The organism is Achromobacter pestifer (assembly GCF_013267355.1).
Lineage (GTDB): Bacteria > Pseudomonadota > Gammaproteobacteria > Burkholderiales > Burkholderiaceae_B > Achromobacter > Achromobacter pestifer_A.
The window spans coordinates 5,648,131-5,666,478 of the sequence record NZ_CP053985.1 but is presented as its reverse complement, the minus strand read 5'-3'; the positions used below and the strand labels follow the sequence as shown (position 1 = coordinate 5,666,478).

22 protein-coding genes are annotated in these 18,348 nt (G+C 64.2%); 9 read left to right on the top strand and 13 right to left on the bottom strand.

The genetic code is table 11. The features are described from left to right. Window positions 1-6 precede the first annotated feature (6 nt). Both FOC84_RS26830 and FOC84_RS26825 read right to left on the bottom strand, forming a co-directional pair. Window positions 7-747, bottom strand: coding sequence for a DsbA family protein (locus FOC84_RS26830; RefSeq protein ID WP_173147609.1), 741 nt, complete (start codon window positions 745-747; stop codon window positions 7-9). Next, complete coding sequence (locus tag FOC84_RS26825; protein ID WP_173147607.1) at window positions 744-998, bottom strand: hypothetical protein; 255 nt, start codon at window positions 996-998, stop codon at window positions 744-746. The genes FOC84_RS26830 and FOC84_RS26825 overlap by 4 nt, the downstream gene beginning before the upstream one ends. Before the next feature lie 255 nt (window positions 999-1,253). Here FOC84_RS26825 and FOC84_RS26820 point away from each other — a divergent pair, with 255 nt between their 5' ends. Beyond that, window positions 1,254-2,954 (top strand): amidohydrolase, encoded by a 1,701-nt coding sequence (locus FOC84_RS26820; RefSeq protein ID WP_173147605.1) that lies wholly within the window; start codon window positions 1,254-1,256, stop codon window positions 2,952-2,954. Window positions 2,955-2,971: 17 nt separating this feature from the next. Here FOC84_RS26820 and FOC84_RS26815 read toward each other — a convergent pair whose 3' ends face one another. The 3 genes from FOC84_RS26815 to FOC84_RS26805 all read right to left on the bottom strand — a co-directional run bounded on the left by FOC84_RS26815 (window position 2,972) and on the right by FOC84_RS26805 (window position 4,669). Continuing rightward, entirely contained in the window at window positions 2,972-3,370 is a 399-nt protein-coding gene (locus FOC84_RS26815; protein ID WP_254241794.1) for a glycine cleavage system protein H, read from the bottom strand. An 18-nt stretch (window positions 3,371-3,388) separates the two neighbouring features. Continuing rightward, window positions 3,389-4,006 carry a glutathione transferase GstA gene (gene gstA / locus FOC84_RS26810; RefSeq protein ID WP_173147601.1) on the bottom strand — a complete coding sequence of 206 codons (618 nt, stop codon included), beginning with the start codon at window positions 4,004-4,006 and terminating at the stop codon, window positions 3,389-3,391. Window positions 4,007-4,114: 108 nt separating this feature from the next. Further along, window positions 4,115-4,669: a flavodoxin family protein gene (locus tag FOC84_RS26805; protein ID WP_173150424.1), complete on the bottom strand. Its 555-nt coding sequence runs from the start codon at window positions 4,667-4,669 to the stop codon at window positions 4,115-4,117. Between the two features lie 107 nt (window positions 4,670-4,776). On the opposite strand from FOC84_RS26805, the gene FOC84_RS26800 reads away from it, so the two are divergent. Beyond that, entirely contained in the window at window positions 4,777-5,757 is a 981-nt protein-coding gene (locus FOC84_RS26800; RefSeq protein ID WP_173147599.1) for a LysR family transcriptional regulator, read from the top strand. A 56-nt stretch (window positions 5,758-5,813) separates the two neighbouring features. Here FOC84_RS26800 and guaA read toward each other — a convergent pair whose 3' ends face one another. Both guaA and guaB read right to left on the bottom strand, forming a co-directional pair. After that, complete coding sequence (gene guaA, locus FOC84_RS26795) at window positions 5,814-7,406, bottom strand: glutamine-hydrolyzing GMP synthase (protein WP_173147597.1); 1,593 nt, start codon at window positions 7,404-7,406, stop codon at window positions 5,814-5,816. Between the two features lie 118 nt (window positions 7,407-7,524). After that, window positions 7,525-8,985, bottom strand: a complete 1,461-nt coding sequence (guaB, locus tag FOC84_RS26790; RefSeq protein ID WP_013394369.1) for an IMP dehydrogenase — start codon at window positions 8,983-8,985, stop codon at window positions 7,525-7,527. Window positions 8,986-9,177: 192 nt separating this feature from the next. Between guaB and FOC84_RS26785 the strand changes: the two genes are divergently transcribed. After that, window positions 9,178-9,822: a DUF2239 family protein gene (locus FOC84_RS26785; protein WP_173147595.1), complete on the top strand. Its 645-nt coding sequence runs from the start codon at window positions 9,178-9,180 to the stop codon at window positions 9,820-9,822. Between the two features lie 5 nt (window positions 9,823-9,827). Here the strand turns inward: FOC84_RS26785 and FOC84_RS26780 are convergent, their stop codons facing one another. Continuing rightward, a complete protein-coding gene (locus tag FOC84_RS26780; protein ID WP_173147593.1) occupies window positions 9,828-10,421 on the bottom strand; it encodes a LysE family translocator in 594 nt (197 codons plus the stop codon). Window positions 10,422-10,539: 118 nt separating this feature from the next. Here FOC84_RS26780 and FOC84_RS26775 point away from each other — a divergent pair, with 118 nt between their 5' ends. Together FOC84_RS26775 and FOC84_RS26770 are read left to right on the top strand one after the other, a co-directional pair. Next, window positions 10,540-11,490: a GlxA family transcriptional regulator gene (locus FOC84_RS26775; protein ID WP_173147591.1), complete on the top strand. Its 951-nt coding sequence runs from the start codon at window positions 10,540-10,542 to the stop codon at window positions 11,488-11,490. A gap of 120 nt (window positions 11,491-11,610) precedes the next feature. Continuing rightward, window positions 11,611-11,991: a DCC1-like thiol-disulfide oxidoreductase family protein gene (locus tag FOC84_RS26770; protein ID WP_013394373.1), complete on the top strand. Its 381-nt coding sequence runs from the start codon at window positions 11,611-11,613 to the stop codon at window positions 11,989-11,991. Between the two features lie 64 nt (window positions 11,992-12,055). Here FOC84_RS26770 and FOC84_RS26765 read toward each other — a convergent pair whose 3' ends face one another. Both FOC84_RS26765 and FOC84_RS26760 read right to left on the bottom strand, forming a co-directional pair. Beyond that, window positions 12,056-12,331: a hypothetical protein gene (locus FOC84_RS26765; protein ID WP_173147589.1), complete on the bottom strand. Its 276-nt coding sequence runs from the start codon at window positions 12,329-12,331 to the stop codon at window positions 12,056-12,058. Window positions 12,332-12,453: 122 nt separating this feature from the next. Beyond that, window positions 12,454-13,173, bottom strand: coding sequence for a carbonic anhydrase (locus tag FOC84_RS26760; RefSeq protein ID WP_173147587.1), 720 nt, complete (start codon window positions 13,171-13,173; stop codon window positions 12,454-12,456). Window positions 13,174-13,363: 190 nt separating this feature from the next. Here FOC84_RS26760 and FOC84_RS26755 point away from each other — a divergent pair, with 190 nt between their 5' ends. The 3 genes from FOC84_RS26755 (at window position 13,364) to FOC84_RS26745 (ending at window position 14,820) form a co-directional block, all read left to right on the top strand. After that, on the top strand, window positions 13,364-13,561 hold the full coding sequence (locus FOC84_RS26755) for a hypothetical protein (protein WP_173147585.1): 198 nt from the start codon (window positions 13,364-13,366) through the stop codon (window positions 13,559-13,561). 165 nt (window positions 13,562-13,726) lie between these two features. Further along, the gene (locus FOC84_RS26750) at window positions 13,727-14,218 is read left to right on the top strand and encodes a hypothetical protein (protein ID WP_254241793.1); all 492 of its coding nucleotides are present in this window, start codon (window positions 13,727-13,729) and stop codon (window positions 14,216-14,218) included. A 2-nt stretch (window positions 14,219-14,220) separates the two neighbouring features. Then, window positions 14,221-14,820, top strand: coding sequence for an OmpA family protein (locus tag FOC84_RS26745; protein ID WP_173147583.1), 600 nt, complete (start codon window positions 14,221-14,223; stop codon window positions 14,818-14,820). Between the two features lie 28 nt (window positions 14,821-14,848). On the opposite strand, the gene FOC84_RS26740 is transcribed toward FOC84_RS26745, so the two are convergent. The 3 genes from FOC84_RS26740 to FOC84_RS26730 are packed head-to-tail and all read right to left on the bottom strand — an operon-like array spanning window position 14,849 to window position 17,362. Beyond that, a complete protein-coding gene (locus tag FOC84_RS26740) occupies window positions 14,849-15,358 on the bottom strand; it encodes a RidA family protein (RefSeq protein WP_173147581.1) in 510 nt (169 codons plus the stop codon). Next, window positions 15,358-16,329 carry a Bug family tripartite tricarboxylate transporter substrate binding protein gene (locus FOC84_RS26735; RefSeq protein WP_173147579.1) on the bottom strand — a complete coding sequence of 324 codons (972 nt, stop codon included), beginning with the start codon at window positions 16,327-16,329 and terminating at the stop codon, window positions 15,358-15,360. The genes FOC84_RS26740 and FOC84_RS26735 overlap by 1 nt, the downstream gene beginning before the upstream one ends. 25 nt (window positions 16,330-16,354) lie before the next feature. Then, the gene (locus tag FOC84_RS26730; RefSeq protein WP_173147577.1) at window positions 16,355-17,362 is read right to left on the bottom strand and encodes a membrane dipeptidase; all 1,008 of its coding nucleotides are present in this window, start codon (window positions 17,360-17,362) and stop codon (window positions 16,355-16,357) included. A 98-nt stretch (window positions 17,363-17,460) separates the two neighbouring features. Between FOC84_RS26730 and FOC84_RS26725 the strand changes: the two genes are divergently transcribed. Then, window positions 17,461-18,342, top strand: a complete 882-nt coding sequence (locus FOC84_RS26725; RefSeq protein ID WP_173147575.1) for a LysR family transcriptional regulator — start codon at window positions 17,461-17,463, stop codon at window positions 18,340-18,342. Window positions 18,343-18,348 lie beyond the last annotated feature (6 nt).

Genomic DNA, 18,348 nt, shown 5'->3' with positions numbered 1-18,348 from the left:
TGCGGTTCATGCCTGGACGGCGCCTATGGGAACTGCCTGCCTCAAGCGGGCGAGGATGGCCGCGACGTCCATGGCCCCCGTGGCAAGAACAGTGACCTGGCTTGGCCCCTCCAGCAGCAGCGAGGGAAACCCGCGCACTCCCAGGCGACGGCTCAAGGCGAAATCCTGCGCCACGTCATGCCGGGCGAAGGCCGAGGTGAAAGCATCACGGAACTCACCAAACGGCAGGCCCGCGTGCGCACAAGGCTCGCGGTAGTAGTCGGCCTGAGCGGGATCCTGCCCCTCAACATAGAACTTGCGCTGCACCGCAGCGAAGAATGCCAGCTTGGTCATGGCAGGCAGGCCGCGCGCGGATGCCATCCTCTCCGCAACCACGACCGCCCGGCATGGCGGCTCCGTGTCGTAGTTGAAATAGGTCCTGTCGAGCAGATCGAAGCCGAACGGCTGTCCGGTCACCTTGGCAATGTGGCTCCATTCGTGCCGCAGGAAACGCTTGAAATTCTCGTCCCAAGGGTCGCCGCCGCCCACCCGCAGGCCGCCCACGGTCAGCTTGAAGGGCACTCCCTCGGCCTGGCAGAACAATGCGATCCTTTCTATGGCCGGCGCCATGCCCCAGCACCAGGAGCACATCGGGTCTCCGACATAATGGACGACCCACCCAAGCTGGGCATCGCCGGACCTGCGCGCCGGCATATCGTCAGACAGCGGCAAGGCGCAAGCGCCCTGCTCCGAATCGCAGTTCATCATTGCGCCGTCGCCTCCAGACCCCGGGGGTTATCGATGGCATATAGCCACTTGCCGTCTGGTCGGCGAGTGGCCACGTCGGTGCTCGTGCCGTCCTTCCGGTACAGCGCAGCAAGGCCATCGAGGTCGCGCGCGTTGAACCGCTGCTCGAAGGTTCTCGTCAGCGCCATCGGAGAGTTGGGCAACTCCTGCGCCATGGCGGCCGCCATGCCCGCCCCCATCAGCAACGCCGTTGTCGCAACTGCTCTAAACATGTCCTCACCTCATGGGGCTGTGAATGACACGATCCTAATTGAGATGGGATGCGCAAAAAACACGGCGAAAAAGTAACTCTGAGTTCAATTTTTGAGAACAACGGCACGGACAAGGCGCCTACAAGGGGCGACGTCCCTGCCACGAACCATTTTCACTTCGACGATCCGGGCGTAGTCGTATGAATTTTATTTGACACTTAAATATTTCATATTAGAAACTAACGCCCATCAATACCCACCGGAACGGAGCAGCCCATGAGCAAGATCGCCGATGCAATCTGTGCAGGGAAAATCGCGGGAGCAGCCATTCTGGCCGCCTCGATCGCAGGCTGCTCGGGAGCTGGCGCACCCCGCACGCCCGCGGCGGCTGCCGACGCCGTCTTCATCAACGGCAAGGTGGTCACGGTCGACGCGCGCTCCTCCGTCGCCCAGGCCCTGGCCGTCAAGGACGGCAAGTTTCTCGCCGTCGGCACGAGTGACAGCGTCATGTCCCATGCAGGTCCCGCCACCCGGGTCATCGACCTCAAGGGACGCACGGTAATTCCTGGCCTGGCCGATTCGCATCTGCACGCGGTCGGAGGCGGCCCCGGCATCGACCTGTCCGCAACCAGGTCTCTGGCGCAGTTGCTCGGCAAGGTATCCGAAGCCGCCAAGGCCGCCGCCCCAGGTGAAGTGCTGATCTCCAATAGCGACTGGCACGAAGCCCAACTCAAGGAGCAGAGGCTGCCCACCGCCGACGAACTGGAAACAGCGGCGCCCGGCGTTCCCGTCATACTCGTGCGGGGCGGCCATAGCTATTTCCTCAACAACACGGCCTTGTCCAAATACGGCATTACGGCAGCGACGCCGGTGCCTCCGGGGGGCTCCGTCCCCCGCGCCGCGTCCGGACGCCTGACCGGCGAACTCACCGGCAACGCCAAGCGGCTGGCCGCGCTGCCGCCAGCTCGCCCCATCACCCTCGCCACCCTCGAAGCACAGCAACGCAAGCTCAATGAGTATGGGCTCACCAGCATCCGCATCCCCGGCACGACTGTCGCTGCCTACCGGCAGTTCCAGGCGCTACGCGACAGCGGCCGGGCGACCGTGCGCTACAGCATTCTGTTCCGCCCCGCCGGCCTTGCCGATTTCCGTTCCAGCGTTGTCGATGCGGGCATCAAACAGAACGAAGGCGATGAATGGGTCAAGGTATGGGGCATCAAGATCAGCGTGGATGGGGGCTTCGAAGGCGGGCGCATGACGCGCCCCTATGCAGGCGCCATGGGCAAGGGCGGAACCTATTACGGCCTGCAGACCATTCCGCAGGCGGTCTTCGACGAATACGTAGCGGAGATCAACCGCGCCGGTTGGCGCGCGGCTGTCCATGCGGTGGGCGATGCCGGCGTGGACCAGGTGCTACAGGGGTTCGAGAAAGCCAATGCGGAACATGACCTCACGCGCGACGGCTGGACTATCGAGCACGCGTTCATTACCCGGCCAGACCAGTATCCGCGCATCCGCGCCATGAATCTGCGCCTGTCGGTCCAGGACCATCTCTATCTTGCCGCGCCCGTGCTCAAACGCTACTGGGGCGCCGAACGCGCAGCGCGGGTGACACCGCTGAAAACCTACCTGGATCAACGCTTCATGCTGGCGGGAGGCACCGATTCCCCCGTCATTCCGGTCAACCCGTTCTGGGCCATGTACCACTTCCTGACGCGCGATACCATTTCGGACGGCGTCTATGGCGCCGATGAGGCGGTCTCTTCGCGCGACGCCGTGCTCAGACTGATGACCATCAACAACGCCATATTGACCGACGAAGCAGCCATCAAGGGATCCATCGAGGCGGGCAAGCTGGCCGATTTCGTGGTGCTTTCCGCCGACTACCTGGACATCCCGGCCGCCGAGGTGAAAGACCTCACTGCGCTGGCCACTTACGTGGGCGGCCAGGAGGTCTATCGGGCCTCGGCCTTCTGACCACAGTCCGCATTCGGCTACCGGGGAACCGCTCCCACCGACTGCATGTACGCCGGCTCATCAAGCAGCACATCCAGTTCGCCTGGGTCGCTGACCTTGACCTTGAAAAACCATCCGGCGCCAAGAGGGTCCGTGTTGGCAAGCGTCGGGTCGTCACGCATGGCCGCATTGACCTCGACGATCTCACCTGAGACGGGCAGGTACACATCTGAAACCGTCTTGGCTGACTCGACCGAGGCGGCGGCAGCGCCCTGCGCAAAGGTCTCTCCGATGTTTGGAAGCGTCACGGAAATCAGGTCGCCCAGACCTTCCAGCGCCTTGGGGGTGACTCCCACGACGGCCACCATGGTTTGCTGCGCATAGGAGGTTTCAAGGACGTAAACCCAATAGTGGTCTTTGGAAAATCGCATGGACACCCTCGTCTCCCGATCACATCAACGCCGGCCGTATTGCTCTTCAAGCCCTTCGGCCTGGAGCGCGGCCTTGACCGCCGGACGTGCCTCGACGCGAGCCATGTAGCCGTTGAACGCCGAGAACGCGTCGAGCGAAATCCTGAACTTGACGCACCAGCGCGTAAGGGCAAAGAGGTAGGCATCTGCAACGCTGAAGGCGTCACCCATCAGATACGCGCGGCCATCTTCCAGCACGCTGTTCAGGTAGGCCAACTTGGCAATGACCGGGCGCTGCGCGTCCGTCGCATCGTCCGAGGGAGCCAGGTAGAACAGCGGCGTAAACGACTTGTGATATTCCGAAGACAGGTAGTTCAGCATCTCTTGCAGACGTGCCCGTTCCAGCGTGCCGTTGGCGGGCACCAATGCTGGCGCGTAGCGGTCCGCAAGGTATTGGGTGATGGCCGGACCTTCCGTCAGCAGGCCACCGTCGAACTCGAGGGCGGGCACTGAGCCCTTCGGATTGATCAGGTAGTAGTCGCCACCCGATGCGGTCTTGTGCTTCCATAGATCGACTTTGGCCAATTCATGGGGCAGATTGGCTTCCCGGAGCACGATGTGAACAGCCAGCGAGCAGGAGCCAGGGGAGTAATACAGTTTCATGGTTGGATTCGCTAAAGGTTGTTTGCAGGCCTGAACGTTTTGTCCAGACCGGGGTTTGATGCCACCAGGGAGCGTTCCCTTGGGCATGCGCGATCGGCGGCCTGCCGCTCAGGCGTGAAGCCGCTGCCCGATTTGCGCCACGCGGGCACCGTAGAGCTTCACGGTTTCAAGGTCTCCGCCGGGAATGCCTTGAGCGTCCATGTCAGAAGGCGACTGCACCAGCGCGCCGACGGATCCGCCCAGGTTGTTGATGTCCGCGCGGGTGGCGGCCGAGGTATTGGCGGGGGCCAACCCCAGGCTTACCCAAATGCCGCCGTGCTGGGACGCCAGCGTCTGCATGATGATCAGGGAAACCTGCTTATCGCCATTCAGGCTGGCGCTATTGGTGAAGCCGCCGAAGACTTTGTCCTGCCATTGGCGGACAAACCATCGCTTGGAGGTGGCATCCGCGAATTTCTTGAACTGCCAAGGCACCGAGCCCATATACGTGGGTGCGCCGAAGATGATGGACTTCGCTGCGTCCAGTTGGTCCCAAGCGGCCTCGGCAATGTTGCCGTCAACATCGATTTCGACCAGCGCGGCCTGCGCGCCCTCCGCCGCCGCTTGCGCTACGCGCTTGGTGTGGCCATATCCGGAGAAGTAAACAACGACAGGTTTTGACATTTCGGCATCCCATGTGTGTGAAGTGGATGGGAAGAATCGTAATTGGCGGTGCAAAAAAGAAAAATCTGGTTCAAAATCATGCTTAGTTCAATATTTGTGAACAATATATGGACAAGCTCACCGCGATGGCCACCTTCGTGAAGGTGGTGGATGCTGGAAGTTTCACCCGTGCGGCCGACGCCATGGGGCTGCCGAAAGCACGCGTTTCGCAGCGCATCAGCGACCTGGAAAAGCATCTGGGCGTGCGATTGCTCCACCGCACTACCCGCGCCCTCAGCCTCACGGACGACGGCGCCGCCTACTTCGACAAGTGCCAGGCCCTGCTGCAGCAGATTGACGAAGTGGAAGCCACGCTAAGCGGGGGAACGGCGACGCCCATGGGCCGGCTGCGGGTGGATTCCCTGATCACCGTCGCAAGATGGGTGATCGCGCCACGGCTGCACGCCTTCCAGGCGCGCTACCCGAAAATCCAACTGCGCCTGAGCGGTTCGGACCGGATCAGCAATCTGCTTGAGGACGGCATCGATTGCGCGATTCGGGGTGGCTTGCTCAAGGATTCCAGCATGATCGCCCGCCATCTTTGCGACATCCAGATGGGCTTGTACGCCTCGCCCGGCTACCTGGCCGCCGCAGGCCGCGTCGACACCCCGGACGCCCTGTCTCAACTCAGACGCCTGAGCTGGTTCAGCGGCAAGGAACGCAATCCCTTCATGTGGGAACTGGAATCGGGCGCCAACCGCTTTGTGCTGCCATCTGGCGACGGTATGCAGTTCGATGAACCTGATGTCGCGATTTCGGCATGCATGGCGGGTAGCGGCGTCTGCCCGGGCGCCCCGTTCGCCGTCGCAGGTTTCGTCCGGTCCGGAAAGCTCGTACCCGTGCTACCGGAATGGCACTTTTCCGCCAGGCCGGTTCATATCGTCTACCCCAGCTCCAGGCACCTGTCAGTACGGGTGCGCTGCTTCGTAAACTGGATACTGGAGATCTTTTCAGAACAAGGAGAGATCCAGCTCACGCCGGCCGCGCTTGCGCGGGAATCGAGCTACTTGAACGAGCAACGCCTGACGCCGCCGGATTTGGCTGGTTGAGCGGGTGAAAAAAAGGCGCCGAAGCGCCTTTTTTTAATGCCGCGAAATTCGCGGGATTATTCCCACTCGATCGTCGCCGGCGGCTTGCTCGACACGTCATACACCACGCGATTGATCCCGCGCACTTCATTGATGATGCGCGAAGAAACCCGAGCCAGCAGCGGATGCGGCAGCGGCGCCCAATCAGCGGTCATGAAGTCGAACGTCTGCACCGCGCGCAGGGCCACAACGTATTCGTAGGTGCGGCCGTCGCCCATCACGCCCACCGACTTCACCGGCAGGAACACGGCGAACGCTTGCGAGGTCAGCTCGTACCAGGTCAGGCCGCTGGCCTCGTCCTTGGTGTTGCGCAGTTCTTCGATGAAGATCGCGTCGGCGCGGCGCAGCAGTTCGGCGTACTCGTGCTTGACTTCGCCCAGGATGCGCACGCCCAGGCCGGGGCCGGGGAACGGATGGCGGTAGACCATCTGCGGCGGCAGGCCCAGGGCCACGCCGAGTTCGCGGACTTCGTCCTTGAACAGTTCGCGCAGCGGCTCCAGCAGTTGCAGGTTCAGCGTGTCCGGCAGGCCGCCCACGTTGTGGTGCGACTTGATGGAGGTGGCCTTGCCGGTCTTGGCGCCAGCGGATTCGATGACGTCGGGGTAGATCGTGCCTTGGGCCAGCCACTTGGCGCTTTGCTGCTTGCCAGCCTGTTCCTGGAACACTTCGACGAATTCGCGGCCGATGATCTTGCGCTTGGCTTCCGGATCCGCCACGCCGGCCAGCTTGCCCATGAACTGGGCGGTGGCATCGACGTGGATGATCTTCACGCCCATGTTTTCGGCGAAGGTCTGCATGACCTGCTTGCCTTCGTCCAGGCGCAGCAGGCCGTGGTCGACGAACACGCAGGTGAGCTGGTCGCCGATGGCCTTGTGGATCAGCGCCGCGGCCACCGAGGAGTCCACGCCGCCGGACAGGCCCAGGATGACTTCGTCCGTGCCGACCTGCTCGCGGATGCGGGTGACGGCTTCGGCCACGTAGTCGGGCATGTTCCAGTCGCCTTCGCAGCCGCAGATCTCGTTGACGAAGCGGGCCAGCATGGCCTTGCCCTGGACGGTGTGCGTGACTTCGGGATGGAACTGGACGGCGTAGAACTTGCGGTCTTCGTCGGCCATGCCGGCGATGGGGCAGGACGGCGTGGAAGCCATCAGCTTGAAGCCCGGGGGCAGCTGGGTGACCTTGTCGCCGTGGCTCATCCAGACCTTGAGCATGCCATGGCCTTCGGCAGTGGCAAAGTCTTCCAGGCCTTCCAGCAGCTTGGTGTGGCCGTGGGCGCGGACTTCGGCGTAGCCGAATTCGCGGTGGTCGGAATAGCTGACCACGCCGCCCAGCTGCTGCGCCATGGACTGCATGCCGTAGCAGATGCCGAGCACGGGCACGCCCAGTTCGAAAACCGCATGCGGCACGCGCATGGAGCCTTCTTCGTAGGCGGAGGCGTGGCTGCCGGACAGGATGATGCCCTTCAAGCCTTGCGCCACCTGGTCGCGCACGAAGGCGTCGTCGACGTCGCCGGGGTGCACTTCGGAGTAGACGCCGGCTTCGCGGACGCGGCGGGCGATCAGCTGGGTGACTTGCGAACCGTAGTCGAGAATGAGGATGCGCTGGTGCATGGAGACTCTACCGGTAAAGAATAAAACCGCAGTAAATAAAACCGCACCGGCAGAACCGCTGATTCATGTTGCGGTTCTGCCGGTGCGCGATGCATGACATTGTAGTTGACTGTACGGATCAGTCGGCGCGGTAGTTGGGCGCTTCCTTGGTGATCTGTACGTCGTGCACGTGGGACTCGCGCACGCCCGCGGAGGTGATCTCCACGAATTCGGTCTTGGTGCGCATGTCGTCGATGGTGGCGCAGCCGCAGTAGCCCATCGAGGCGCGGATGCCGCCGACCAGTTGGTAAATGATGGCCAGCACGCTGCCCTTGTAGGGGACGCGGCCTTCGATGCCTTCGGGGACCAGCTTGTCGGCGTTGTTGGACGGATCCTGGAAGTAGCGGTCGGCGGAGCCGTCCGTCATGGCGCCCAGGCTGCCCATGCCGCGGTAGGACTTGTACGAACGGCCCTGGAACAGCACGACTTCGCCAGGCGCTTCTTCGGTGCCGGCGAACATGCCGCCCATCATGCAGGCGAAAGCGCCGGCCGCCAGGGCCTTGGCGACGTCGCCCGAGTAGCGGATGCCGCCATCGGCGATCAGGGGCACGCCCGTGCCTTCCAGCGCCTTGGCGACTTCGGAGATGGCATGGATTTGCGGCACGCCCACGCCCGCGACGATGCGGGTGGTGCAGATGGAGCCGGGGCCGATACCGACCTTGACGCCGTCGGCGCCGTATTCGACCAGCGCGCGCGCGGCGGCGGCGGTGGCGATGTTGCCGCCGATGACTTCAACCTTGGGGTAGTTCTGCTTGACCCAGCGCACGCCTTCCAGCACGCCCTTGGAATGGCCGTGAGCGGTGTCGACGATGAGCACGTCGACGCCTGCCGCAACCAGCTTTTCCACGCGTTCTTCGGTGCCGGCGCCCACGCCGACCGCAGCGCCCACGCGCAGCTGGCCTTGGGCGTCCTTGCTGGCCATCGGGTGTTCGGTGTTCTTGACGATGTCCTTGACCGTGGCCAGGCCGCGCAGTTCAAAGCCGTCGTTGACGATCAGCACGCGCTCCAGGCGGTGCTTGTGCATCAGGGACTGCGCCTCTTCCAGCGTGGCGCCTTCCTTCATGGTGACCAGGCGTTCCTGCGGCGTCATGATGTTGCGCAGGGGCTGGTCCAGGTTTTCTTCGAAACGCAGGTCGCGGTTGGTGACGATGCCGACCAGCTTGCGCCCTTCGACCACCGGCAGGCCCGAGATGCCATGCTGGCGCTGCAACGCGATGGCGTCGCGCACTTTCATCTGGGGGGTGACTGTGACCGGATCGATCACGATGCCGAATTCGTGGCGCTTGACGCGGGCGACTTCACGCGCCTGGGCGTCCGCGGACAGATTCTTGTGGATGATCCCGATGCCGCCCTCTTGTGCCATGGCGATGGCCAGACGCGATTCGGTGACGGTGTCCATGGCGGCGGACACAAGCGGGATGTTCAGGCTGATGTTGCGAGTGAGGCGCGTAGCCAGGGAAGTGTCGCGAGGCAGGACCTCGGAATACGCAGGCACCAGCAACACATCGTCGAAGGTGAGCGCTTTTTGTACGAGACGCATGGGTAACTCCGGGCGCAAAGCAAGATTATACGCCGCTTGGGTGTTTTGCCTAGGTGTTGACCCTAGGTTCTCGGGGATATTTCTGCGCGCCGAAGCGGCCTTTTGCCGCCTCGCAATATTTTTACCCGGATGTATTGACTTGTATTTTTACCCGGATCATAATTCATCTGTAATTTTCACCCGGACAAAAACATGAATCAACCATCCGCCCCCCAACCCACCGATCCACACACCGCCTTCGCCGGCCACCGCATGCTGGCCGCCGGCGCCCTGGCCGACGTGGCGCTCGCCGTCAAACGGGCCATGGACGCGGGCAGCGACGCTTCCATCCTGGTGTTCGACGATCAGACCGGCAAGCAGGTCGACCTGGACCTGAGAGGCGACGATGCCGCCATTGCGCAACGCCATGGCGCCCGGGCCGAGCCCGCGCCCTTGGCATCCGGCCTGGCCGCCGAAGCGGCAGCCGACGAAACGCAGCCGCGCGGCCGGGGCCGCCCCAAGCTGGGCGTGGTGGCGCGCGAGGTGACCCTGCTTCCGCGCCATTGGGACTGGCTGGGTGCGCAGCCCGGCGGCGCTTCGGTCGCCTTGCGCAAGCTGGTGGAACAGGCCCGCCGCGACAACGAGGCGCAGGACCGCCAGCGCGAACGCCAGGAGGCCGCCTACCGCTACATGTCCGGCATGGGCGGGAACCTGCCTGGTTTCGAGGAAGCGACGCGGGCGCTGTATGCCGGCGACCGCGAGCGTTTCGCGCAGCAGATCGCGGCCTGGCCTGAAGATGTGCGCGGCTACGCCATGCAATTAGCGTGGCACGGATCCGGCGAGGCCGCCGCGAGCTGACGCCATCAACGCAGCATCGGCCACAGCGTCAGCGTCAGCAACACGCCCATGCCGATGTTGAACCATTTCAGGCGTCCGGGCTGCGCGAGGAATCCGCGCAGCGCCACGCCGAAGCCGGCCCACAGCGACACGCTGGGCAAGTTCACCAGCGCGAACACCAGGCACATCCAACCCAGTGAAATCCAGGGCGCCGCGGCGTCGACATAGACCGCTACCGAGGCCAGCGCCACGATCCACGCCTTGGGGTTGATCCACTGGAACAAGGCCGATTCCATGAAGGTCAGCGGCCTGGCCGATGCCTGCCCCGCGCCGATCGAGCGCGACAGCGCGATGCGCCATGCCAGGTACAGCAGATAGGCCGCGCCGCCGATCTTCAGCGCCACGGACAACGGCGGCCAAGCCTGGAACAGCGCCCCCAGGCCCAGCCCTACCCCCAACAGCAGCAAGGTAAACCCGACGGTGATGCCCAGCACCTGGGGCAGCGTCCGGCCAAAGCCGAAATTCGCTCCCGAGGTCATCAGCATGACGTTGCTGGGGCCCGGCGAAACCGAGGTCACGAAGGCGAACACCGCCAGGGCAAGCAGATTTTCAATAGACAAGGCACCACTCCGGTTGCACGCGGCGCACGCTTGCGCCGACGCTCAGACAGCGGCATTGTGGCTCCGGGCCGGCCTGATTAATATTGGCGGTTTTGACATCTTTGATAGCGTTCTTGCCATGAAAATCCAGATCCTGGCCCTGGAGGGCGTGTTCGATACCGGCCTGTCCGCCATCCTGGACGTGTTCACCACGGCCAACGAGCTGTCGCCTCTGTTGCCGGAACCGGTACAGCCGCTCGAGGCGCGCGTGGTCGGCATGCGCCGCAGAGTGCATACCTCGCAGGGATTCGGCGTGCCCATTTCAGGCAGCCCGGACCCGTCGGACCCGGGCTGGCTCGTCATCCCGGCCATCGGCTGCAAGATGCCCGAAACGCTGGTGCCCGCGCTGGCCCGCGCCGACGTGCGCGATGCCGGCCGGATGCTGCGGGAACGCGCCCCCGGCGCGAACACCGCCGCGGCCTGCATCGGCACCTTCGTGCTGGCGGAGTCCGGCCTGCTGGACGGCCATAAGGCCACTACCACCTGGTGGCTGGCGCCCCTGTTCAGGCAACGCTATCCGGCGGTGGACCTGGAGGACGGCCGCATGCTGGTGCGCTCGTCGTCGTTGCTGACGGCAGGCGCGGCGCTCAGCCACATGGACATGGCGCTCTGGCTGGTGCGCCAGGCCAGTCCCGAGCTGGCCGCGCTGGTGGCCCGCTATCTGATCGTGGACCAGCGGCCGGCGCAATCCGCCTATGCCATCACCGACCACCTGACGCATGCCGAGCCGCTGGTGCAGGCGTTTGAACGCTGGGCGCGCGCGCATCTGGCGCAGGGATTCTCGCTGGAGGCCGCGGCGCAGGCGCTGGGCGCCAGCAAACGCACGCTGGCGCGCCGCACGCAGGAGGTGCTGGGCAAGAGTCCGCTGTCGTATTTCCAGGACTTGCGCGTGGAGCGCGCCGCCCACTTGCTGAAGACCACCAGCCTGTCGCTGGAGCAGATCGCGGCGCAGGTCGGCTATGCCGACGGCGTCACGCTGCGCAACCTGCTGCGCCGGCGCCTGGGCCAAGGCGTGCGCCAGATACGCTGAAGTCCCGCATCCGGTGCGCGTGCGCAATGCGGGCGGTGGGCGCGTCCAGCGATATGCGTTTTAATGGGGAGTAAGCGGCAGGCGCGCTTTCCGCGCCCGCGCATTTCCACACGGTGCATCATGGCCATCGCAAAGAACTTTCTGCTCTACGACGGAGACTGCCCTTTCTGCTCGAACTACGTGCGGATGCTGCAATTGCAGAAGGCCGTCGGCCCCATCGATCTGCTGAACATGCGCGACCATCCCGACCTGGCGGTGGCCTACAAGGCGCAAGGGTATGACCTGAACCAGGGCATGCTGTTGCACCTGGACGGCCAGGACTATTGGGGCGCGGACTGCATCAACCGGCTGGCGCTGATCAGCACCGGCAACGACCTGTTCAACAGCGTCAATGCCGCCGTGTTCCGCAACCCCTGCCTGTCGACCGCGCTCTATCCTTTCATGCGCACGGGCCGCAGCCTGGCGCTGACGTTGCTAGGCAAGAAGAAGATGCAGATGTAGCAGCGGACGGCGCCGCCGTCGACGCCGCGGCACGATAAAGCCGCCCGCATGAAGGCGGCTTGCGCTAGCCCGCGCCAACCGCTCTTGCCAGAGGCTGCACGGCGGCCTCGATCGGCAGGCCCGCATCAGAGCCGCAACGGCGCCACCCCGACGCGGGGTCGCGCTTGTCGTAGAGATAATCCCAGTCCGTGCCGCACAAAGCACAGGTGAACGCTTCGTGCTGCACGCTCCGCTGCGTCTGGCCGGGCGATCTCACCATGCCCAGGCTGATCAGGTTCTCATGCCCGGGCGCATCGCGCCGGTCGGTCACGATCGCCTCGCATTTTTTGCACGCCCCCATGTCTCCTCCCCTTTCAATACCCTTTCAAACGGGATATTACGAAGGGAAGAGTCATCAAAGTTCAGCAATTCTCACCGCCCAGGACCGGCCGGCGCTGTGATTCGGGCGGCCCTGGGCCGGCTTCAGACCAAGGTCACCTTGCCCGTGGCCAGGCTGTACACGCCGCCGACCACGCCCAGCTTTTTCTGCTGCACCATCTCTTGCAAGAGCGGCTGCGCGGTCTTCAGGCGCTCGACCGCCAGGCGCACATTCGCCGCGACGGCCGCGGCCATCAGATCCTTCGCGCCCGACTGGCTGGCAAGTTCGACGGCGGGCTTGATCGCATTCACCAGCGCGGGCAGATGCCCCGGGAACTCGGTCTTGTCCTTGAGCGCTTTCACCGTCGCGTCCACCGCGCCGCAGTTGTCGTGGCCCAGCACCAGGATCAGCGGCGCGCGCAAGACCAGCGTGCCGTACTCCAGGCTGGCCAGGCCGTCTTCATTCACGAAGTTGCCGGCCACGCGCACGATGAACAGGTCGCCCGGCCCCTGGTCGAACGCCAGTTCCGGCGCCACCCGCGAGTCCGAACAGCCCAGAATGGCGGCGATGGGCTTCTGCTTCACGGCGCGGGCTGCGCGCCCTGCGGAATAATCCCGCATGTTCGGCTTGTTGGCGGCGTAGCGGGCATTGCCGGCCATCAAGCGTTTCAAGGCCGCGTCGGGACCGATATCGTTTGACGGCACGGCGGCCTGGGCATCGCCCAGCCAGCCCGAAGCGCCGGCCGTCGCCACGGCTGCGGCGCCGAACAGCAGCCGGCGGCGATTGAACTGTGGGGGATTTGCGCAAGAGGAACAGTCGCACATGAGGCTCTCCTGAAAGACGGACGTCTAGGAAAACAGCGCATGACCATTGTGCTGCCATAGCGCCTTCAACTGCTCAGACATTGCGCTGCCGCAATCAAAAAAAGCGCCGCAATCACCGCTTGAGAAACGCGTACACCGGGCGTAATGTGGAAATGCGGCATATGCCGCGGCACCTGCATAGGTACGCACCATGACGCCCAAGACCCCCCATCCCAATCCTCCCCAGGCCGCACCGGACGCGCACGCGGCCCCGCAGGCCGACAAGGAACGCGCCCGTGCTGACCATCAGCACGAGGAAGCCCGGCGCAAGGCCCTGGTCGGATCGCAGCACAAGGACAACACCCACAGCGTCGCCGCGCCGCGTTACCACGGCCACCGCGGCGGCTAAGCGCCCGCGCCAGCTAGATTCCGTAACTTCTTGGAAAAACATCGAACTGAAATAAGCGCCTGAAAGTCGGACCATCGTGCGTTGGACTTTGGACTGGGCCAAAAGAATGAGTCCTGGTCCTTCCGTCTTGCCCTGAGTGGTTTTCACCGACAAAGGATGCTAATCGTGACTCCGATCAGAAAGACCGCCGCCGCCTGTGCGCTGGGCGCCTTGATGACCCTGGCGGCGGCCGGCCCGGCCGCGTTTGCCCAAGCCCAGGCCAACGCCCCCACGCCCCTGGCCACCGGCCTGACTGACTCCGGCGCCGCCGAGGGCCAGGTGATCGAAGCGGTGCGCAGCGGCGATATCCTGTCCATCAAGGTACGGTTCAAGCCCATCGTCATGGGCAAGACGGAGATGCTCTATCCGCAGATCAGCAAGAGCGATTATGAAAACAGCTTCTACGTGGTCGCCGGCAACAAGAAGCATCTGCTGCTGAGAGACAGCAACGACAAGCCGTTGACCAATCCCAAACTGATGATTAGGACCGAGAAGGACGCCCCGATCGCCGGCTCCTGGCAGGGGAAATTCCCCGCCCCGCCCAAAGAGATCAAAGAGGTCTCGTTGACGATACCCAGCGTCGAGACCTTCGACGCCATCAAGATCACCGACCGCTAGCCATGGCCGGCTACCCGGGCGCGTCCACGCTGCTGGCCGCGGCGCTGCTGGCCGCCGCCAGCGGCTCCATGGCGCAGGAGCCACCCTACAAGGCCGAGATCCTGGATCTGCAGGCCACCATCCTGGACCTGAAGGGATTCCCTTCCGACGCCAGCGGCGGCGTGTCCGATCTGAGCGCGCAGATTGACGGCCTGGCCGCGCGCCACGACGGCCTGTCGGTGCGGCAGGACAAGAATGCCGTGACCGTCGCCATGCTGGGCGATGTGCTGTTCGATTTCGACAAGACCGCCATCCGCCCCGCCGCCGAACCCACGCTGCGGGACATCGCCAGCCTGATCAAGTCCAGCTCGGCCGGCACGGTCGCGATCGAAGGCCATACCGATTCCAAGGGATCGGCGTCCTACAACAAGGACCTGTCATTGCGCCGCGCCCAGGCGGTGGCGCAATGGCTGGCAAGCCACGGCGTGGACAAGTCGCGGCTGAGCGTCAAGGGACTGGGCGATACCCAACCGATCCAGTCGAACCGGCTGGCCAATGGCGCGGACAATCCGCAAGGACGGGCGCAGAACCGGCGGGTGGAGTTCGTGTTGCCCAAGCGCTGAGCAAGGCGTCACGAGGCTGCCAGCGGTGTCAGCCTGCCGGCACGCGCGAGGAGTCCGCAACCGCCAGGGCCACGTCCATACTAACCAGCACCGGCGCGTTGCGCGGCAGCTCGCGCACGCCGATGACCGAACGCGGATGCTCGCCCTGGCGGCCGAAGATCGCGACCAGCAGTTCCGATCCGGAGTCGGCAATGGCGGATAGCCGCGTGCTGGCGCGCTCGCCCACCTGGAAGAAGTAGTTGACGCGCAGTATCTGTTCCACCGCATCCAGGCTGCCCTGCGCGTGATGGGCCACCCACGACAGCGCATGCAGCACGCACAGGCGCACGGCCTCGCGCGCCTGCGCTTCGCCGACCTGCTCGCCAACCGCGCCTTGAACCAGCAACTGGTCCGCGCTGAGCTTCGGAATCTGCCCGGCAACATACACCGTGCCGCCGTGCCGCAGCGCCGGCAAATAGGCATAGTGAGTCGGCGTGGGCTGGGGCAAGGCCAGGCCCAGGGCCTGCAAGCGCGCATCGGCTCCGGTCAGGATGCTCATCACAAACTGCCGGGCAGGAAGTTGACTTGCTTGGCCAGCGTCGCCCAGCGCTTGTTTTCGGCCGCGACGAAATCGGCGAAAGCCTGAGCCGAGCCGCCCTTGGTGCTTACCCCCTGCTCCTTCAGGCGCGAGGCCACTTCGGGCGACTGCAAGGCCCGGTTGAAATCCTCGTTGAGCTTCTTGACGAGCGCCTCGGGCGTGCCCACCGGGGCGACGATACCCTGCCAGGAAGTGATGTCCATATCCACAAGGCCGACTTCCTTGTAGCTGGGAATGTCCGGCGCAGAATCTATCCGTTCGGACGACGTCACCGCCAGGGCCCGCAGCTTGCCGGCCTGGACGTGCGGCAGCAAGGTAATCACCGGATCCAGGATCAGGCTGATATGTCCGCCAAGCAGATCGTTGATGGCGGGCGCGCTGCCCTTATAGGGGATGTGCGCCATGCGGATGCCCGCGCGCTGCTTGAACAATTCGCCTGCAAGAAAGGTCGAGCTGGACGCCGAACCGAAGGTCAGCGTGTCCGGCTTGTCCTTGGCATAGGCGATGAACTCCTTCATCGTCTTGGCGGGCACGGCGTTGCCGGTGGCGATGATATAGGGCTGGTCGGCCAGCAGGATCACGGGCGCGAAGTCCCGCGCGGCGGAATACGGCAGGCTGCTGTACTGCAGTTCGTTGATCGACATGATGGGCAGGTTCGCCAACAGCAGCGTGTAGCCATCCGCCGGCGCACGGGCCACGAACTCGGCCCCGATGATGCCGCTGGCGCCAGGCTTGTTCACCACCAGCACAGGCTGCTTGACGTCCTGGCCCAGCTTTTGCGCAACCGTGCGCACGACCAGGTCGGCCACGCCGCCCGGCGGAAACGGCACAACGATCTGTATGCTTTTATTGGGAAATTCCTGCGCGCTGGCGTTGCCGACGGCGCCCAGCGCCAGCGTGGCGCACGCAAGGATGCGAATGGCGTTCTTCATGTATGTGCTCCGAGGTTGCGACCGTTCAGGGATTGTGGATGGCAGAGGCTTGCGGGCCGAAGCTTGCGTCGAAGAAGCGCATCCAGTTGCCGCCCATCAATAGCGCCACGTCGTCCGCTGAAAACCCGGTCGCGCGCAAGCCCTGCTCGATGTTCTTGAAGTCCCGGCTGTCCTGGAACCAACCGGGCTGCGGCGGAAACCCCGGTTGCGCGGCCGAGCCTTCGCCATAGTCGATGTTCTTGGTATAGCGGCCCGTGCGCATCCACTGGACCACCGAATCCGGCTGGTCCTGGCACAGGTCCGAGCCCAGGCCCAGGTGTTCCACCCCCACCAGATCCGCGGTGCGCGCCACCATGGCGCAGAAATCGTCCAGGGCACAGGCCGACTTGTTCTTGAGATGGTGCGGATACAGCGAAAAACCGAACATGCCGCCCGCGCCAGCCAGCGCTTTCAGTACTGTGTCCGACTTGTTGCGCAGCGCCTGCGCCCAGGAATGCGGATTGGCGTGGCTGATGGTGATGGGCCGCTCGGACAGTTCTATCGCTTCCAGCGTGGAACGTTCGCCCGAATGGCTCATGTCGATGACCAGCCCGACCCGGTTCATTTCCTTGATCACTTCCCGCCCCATGCGGGTGACACCGCTGTCGACCGCTTCGTAGCAGCCCGAAGCCAGCAAGGACTGGTTGTTATAGGTCAGCTGCATGAAGCGCACGCCCAGCGTGTGGACTACCTCGACCAAGCCAATGTCGTCTTCGATGGGCGACGGGTTCTGCAGCCCGAAAATGATCGCGGTGCGGCCAGCCTCGCGAGCGCGCCTGACGTCATCGCCGCTGCGCGCCTGCACGATCAGATCCGGATAACGCTCGAACCAGCGGTTCCAGCGCTCGATGTTGTGGATCATCTCGCGCAGGTTCTCGTGATACGCGATGGTGACGTGGACCGCGTCCACGCCGCCTTCACGCAGTTGGCGGAATATCTTCTCGGACCAGTTGCTGTACTGCAGTCCGTCGACGCGTAAGGCGCTTGCGCTCATTGCTTGCTTCCTTGAATGGCAGTGAGCGGTACTGTAGATTTCCGGCGAGAATTCAGTCAAACTAAAATAACTTCGATTTATTTAATATTTTCTTAAATATGAAACTCGAGCATCTGCGCATGTTCATGGCCGTGGTCGATGCCGGTGAACTGGCCCAGGCCGGCGACCGGGTCGGCCGCACGCCGGCGGCGCTCTCCATGACCTTGAAGCAGCTGGAATCGGAGCTGGGCGGCCCATTGTTCGAAGGCGAGCGCAAGATCCGCTTGTCTCCCCTGGGCCTTTATGTCCGCGCGCAGGCGCAGCGGGCCATTGCCGAATTCGATTCGGCCGTGGCCCACATGGTCCGCTATGCCAGCGGCGCCCTGGGAACAGCCAAGGTGGCCGCCGTGCCCTCGGCGGCCATCCGGCTGCTGCCGCAGGTCATAGGCTCGATGCGCAGGCAGTATCCGCAAGTACGGGTGGACCTGCGCGACATAGACTCGGCCGCGGTGGGCAAGGCGGTGGCCGATGGCGAGGTCGATTTCGGCATTGCCACGCTGCCGGCGCCCCTGCCCGGCATCGTGACCGAGCCCTTGTTCGAAGACCGTTTCGTGCTGGTGTGCCCGGCCGGGCACCGCCTGACGAAGCTGCGGCGCGACGCGCGCTGGCGCGATATCGACGCCGTGGAGTTCATTGCAAACGGCTTGTGCGCCCGGTTTGACTCCGCGGAAGTGGCCGCGTTGGTGGACGCTTCGCTGCTGACGGTGCGCAACACCACGTCCTTGCTGACCTTTGTCGAACAGGGCTTTGGCGTCACCATCCTGCCCGCCCTTGCGGTCACGGCAAGCGCAAAATTGGCGATCGTGCCCCTGGCAGATCAAAGCGCCGTCCGCAGCCTGGAAGTGCTGACTCGCGGCGGCGAGACGCTCAGCCCGGCCGCTCAGGCGCTGCTGGGACTCACGCGCGGCGTGGCTGCCGAGTTGGCATTGACCTGGTCATGAGCTTTT

Excerpts from the sequence above, each read along its gene's own strand:
- FOC84_RS26830 (WP_173147609.1), bottom strand. The coding sequence starts at position 747 with ATGATGAACTGCGATTCGGAGCAGGGCGCTTGCGCCTTGCCGCTGTCT.
- FOC84_RS26825 (WP_173147607.1), bottom strand. The coding sequence starts at position 998 with ATGTTTAGAGCAGTTGCGACAACGGCGTTGCTGATGGGGGCGGGCATG.
- FOC84_RS26820 (WP_173147605.1), top strand. The coding sequence starts at position 1,254 with ATGAGCAAGATCGCCGATGCAATCTGTGCAGGGAAAATCGCGGGAGCA.
- gstA (WP_173147601.1), bottom strand. The coding sequence starts at position 4,006 with ATGAAACTGTATTACTCCCCTGGCTCCTGCTCGCTGGCTGTTCACATC.
- FOC84_RS26805 (WP_173150424.1), bottom strand. The coding sequence starts at position 4,669 with ATGTCAAAACCTGTCGTTGTTTACTTCTCCGGATATGGCCACACCAAG.
- FOC84_RS26800 (WP_173147599.1), top strand. The coding sequence starts at position 4,777 with ATGGACAAGCTCACCGCGATGGCCACCTTCGTGAAGGTGGTGGATGCT.
- guaA (WP_173147597.1), bottom strand. The coding sequence starts at position 7,406 with ATGCACCAGCGCATCCTCATTCTCGACTACGGTTCGCAAGTCACCCAG.
- guaB (WP_013394369.1), bottom strand. The coding sequence starts at position 8,985 with ATGCGTCTCGTACAAAAAGCGCTCACCTTCGACGATGTGTTGCTGGTG.
- FOC84_RS26785 (WP_173147595.1), top strand. The coding sequence starts at position 9,178 with ATGAATCAACCATCCGCCCCCCAACCCACCGATCCACACACCGCCTTC.
- FOC84_RS26775 (WP_173147591.1), top strand. The coding sequence starts at position 10,540 with ATGAAAATCCAGATCCTGGCCCTGGAGGGCGTGTTCGATACCGGCCTG.
- FOC84_RS26770 (WP_013394373.1), top strand. The coding sequence starts at position 11,611 with ATGGCCATCGCAAAGAACTTTCTGCTCTACGACGGAGACTGCCCTTTC.
- FOC84_RS26765 (WP_173147589.1), bottom strand. The coding sequence starts at position 12,331 with ATGGGGGCGTGCAAAAAATGCGAGGCGATCGTGACCGACCGGCGCGAT.
- FOC84_RS26760 (WP_173147587.1), bottom strand. The coding sequence starts at position 13,173 with ATGTGCGACTGTTCCTCTTGCGCAAATCCCCCACAGTTCAATCGCCGC.
- FOC84_RS26755 (WP_173147585.1), top strand. The coding sequence starts at position 13,364 with ATGACGCCCAAGACCCCCCATCCCAATCCTCCCCAGGCCGCACCGGAC.
- FOC84_RS26745 (WP_173147583.1), top strand. The coding sequence starts at position 14,221 with ATGGCCGGCTACCCGGGCGCGTCCACGCTGCTGGCCGCGGCGCTGCTG.
- FOC84_RS26740 (WP_173147581.1), bottom strand. The coding sequence starts at position 15,358 with ATGAGCATCCTGACCGGAGCCGATGCGCGCTTGCAGGCCCTGGGCCTG.
- FOC84_RS26735 (WP_173147579.1), bottom strand. The coding sequence starts at position 16,329 with ATGAAGAACGCCATTCGCATCCTTGCGTGCGCCACGCTGGCGCTGGGC.
- FOC84_RS26730 (WP_173147577.1), bottom strand. The coding sequence starts at position 17,362 with ATGAGCGCAAGCGCCTTACGCGTCGACGGACTGCAGTACAGCAACTGG.
- FOC84_RS26725 (WP_173147575.1), top strand. The coding sequence starts at position 17,461 with ATGAAACTCGAGCATCTGCGCATGTTCATGGCCGTGGTCGATGCCGGT.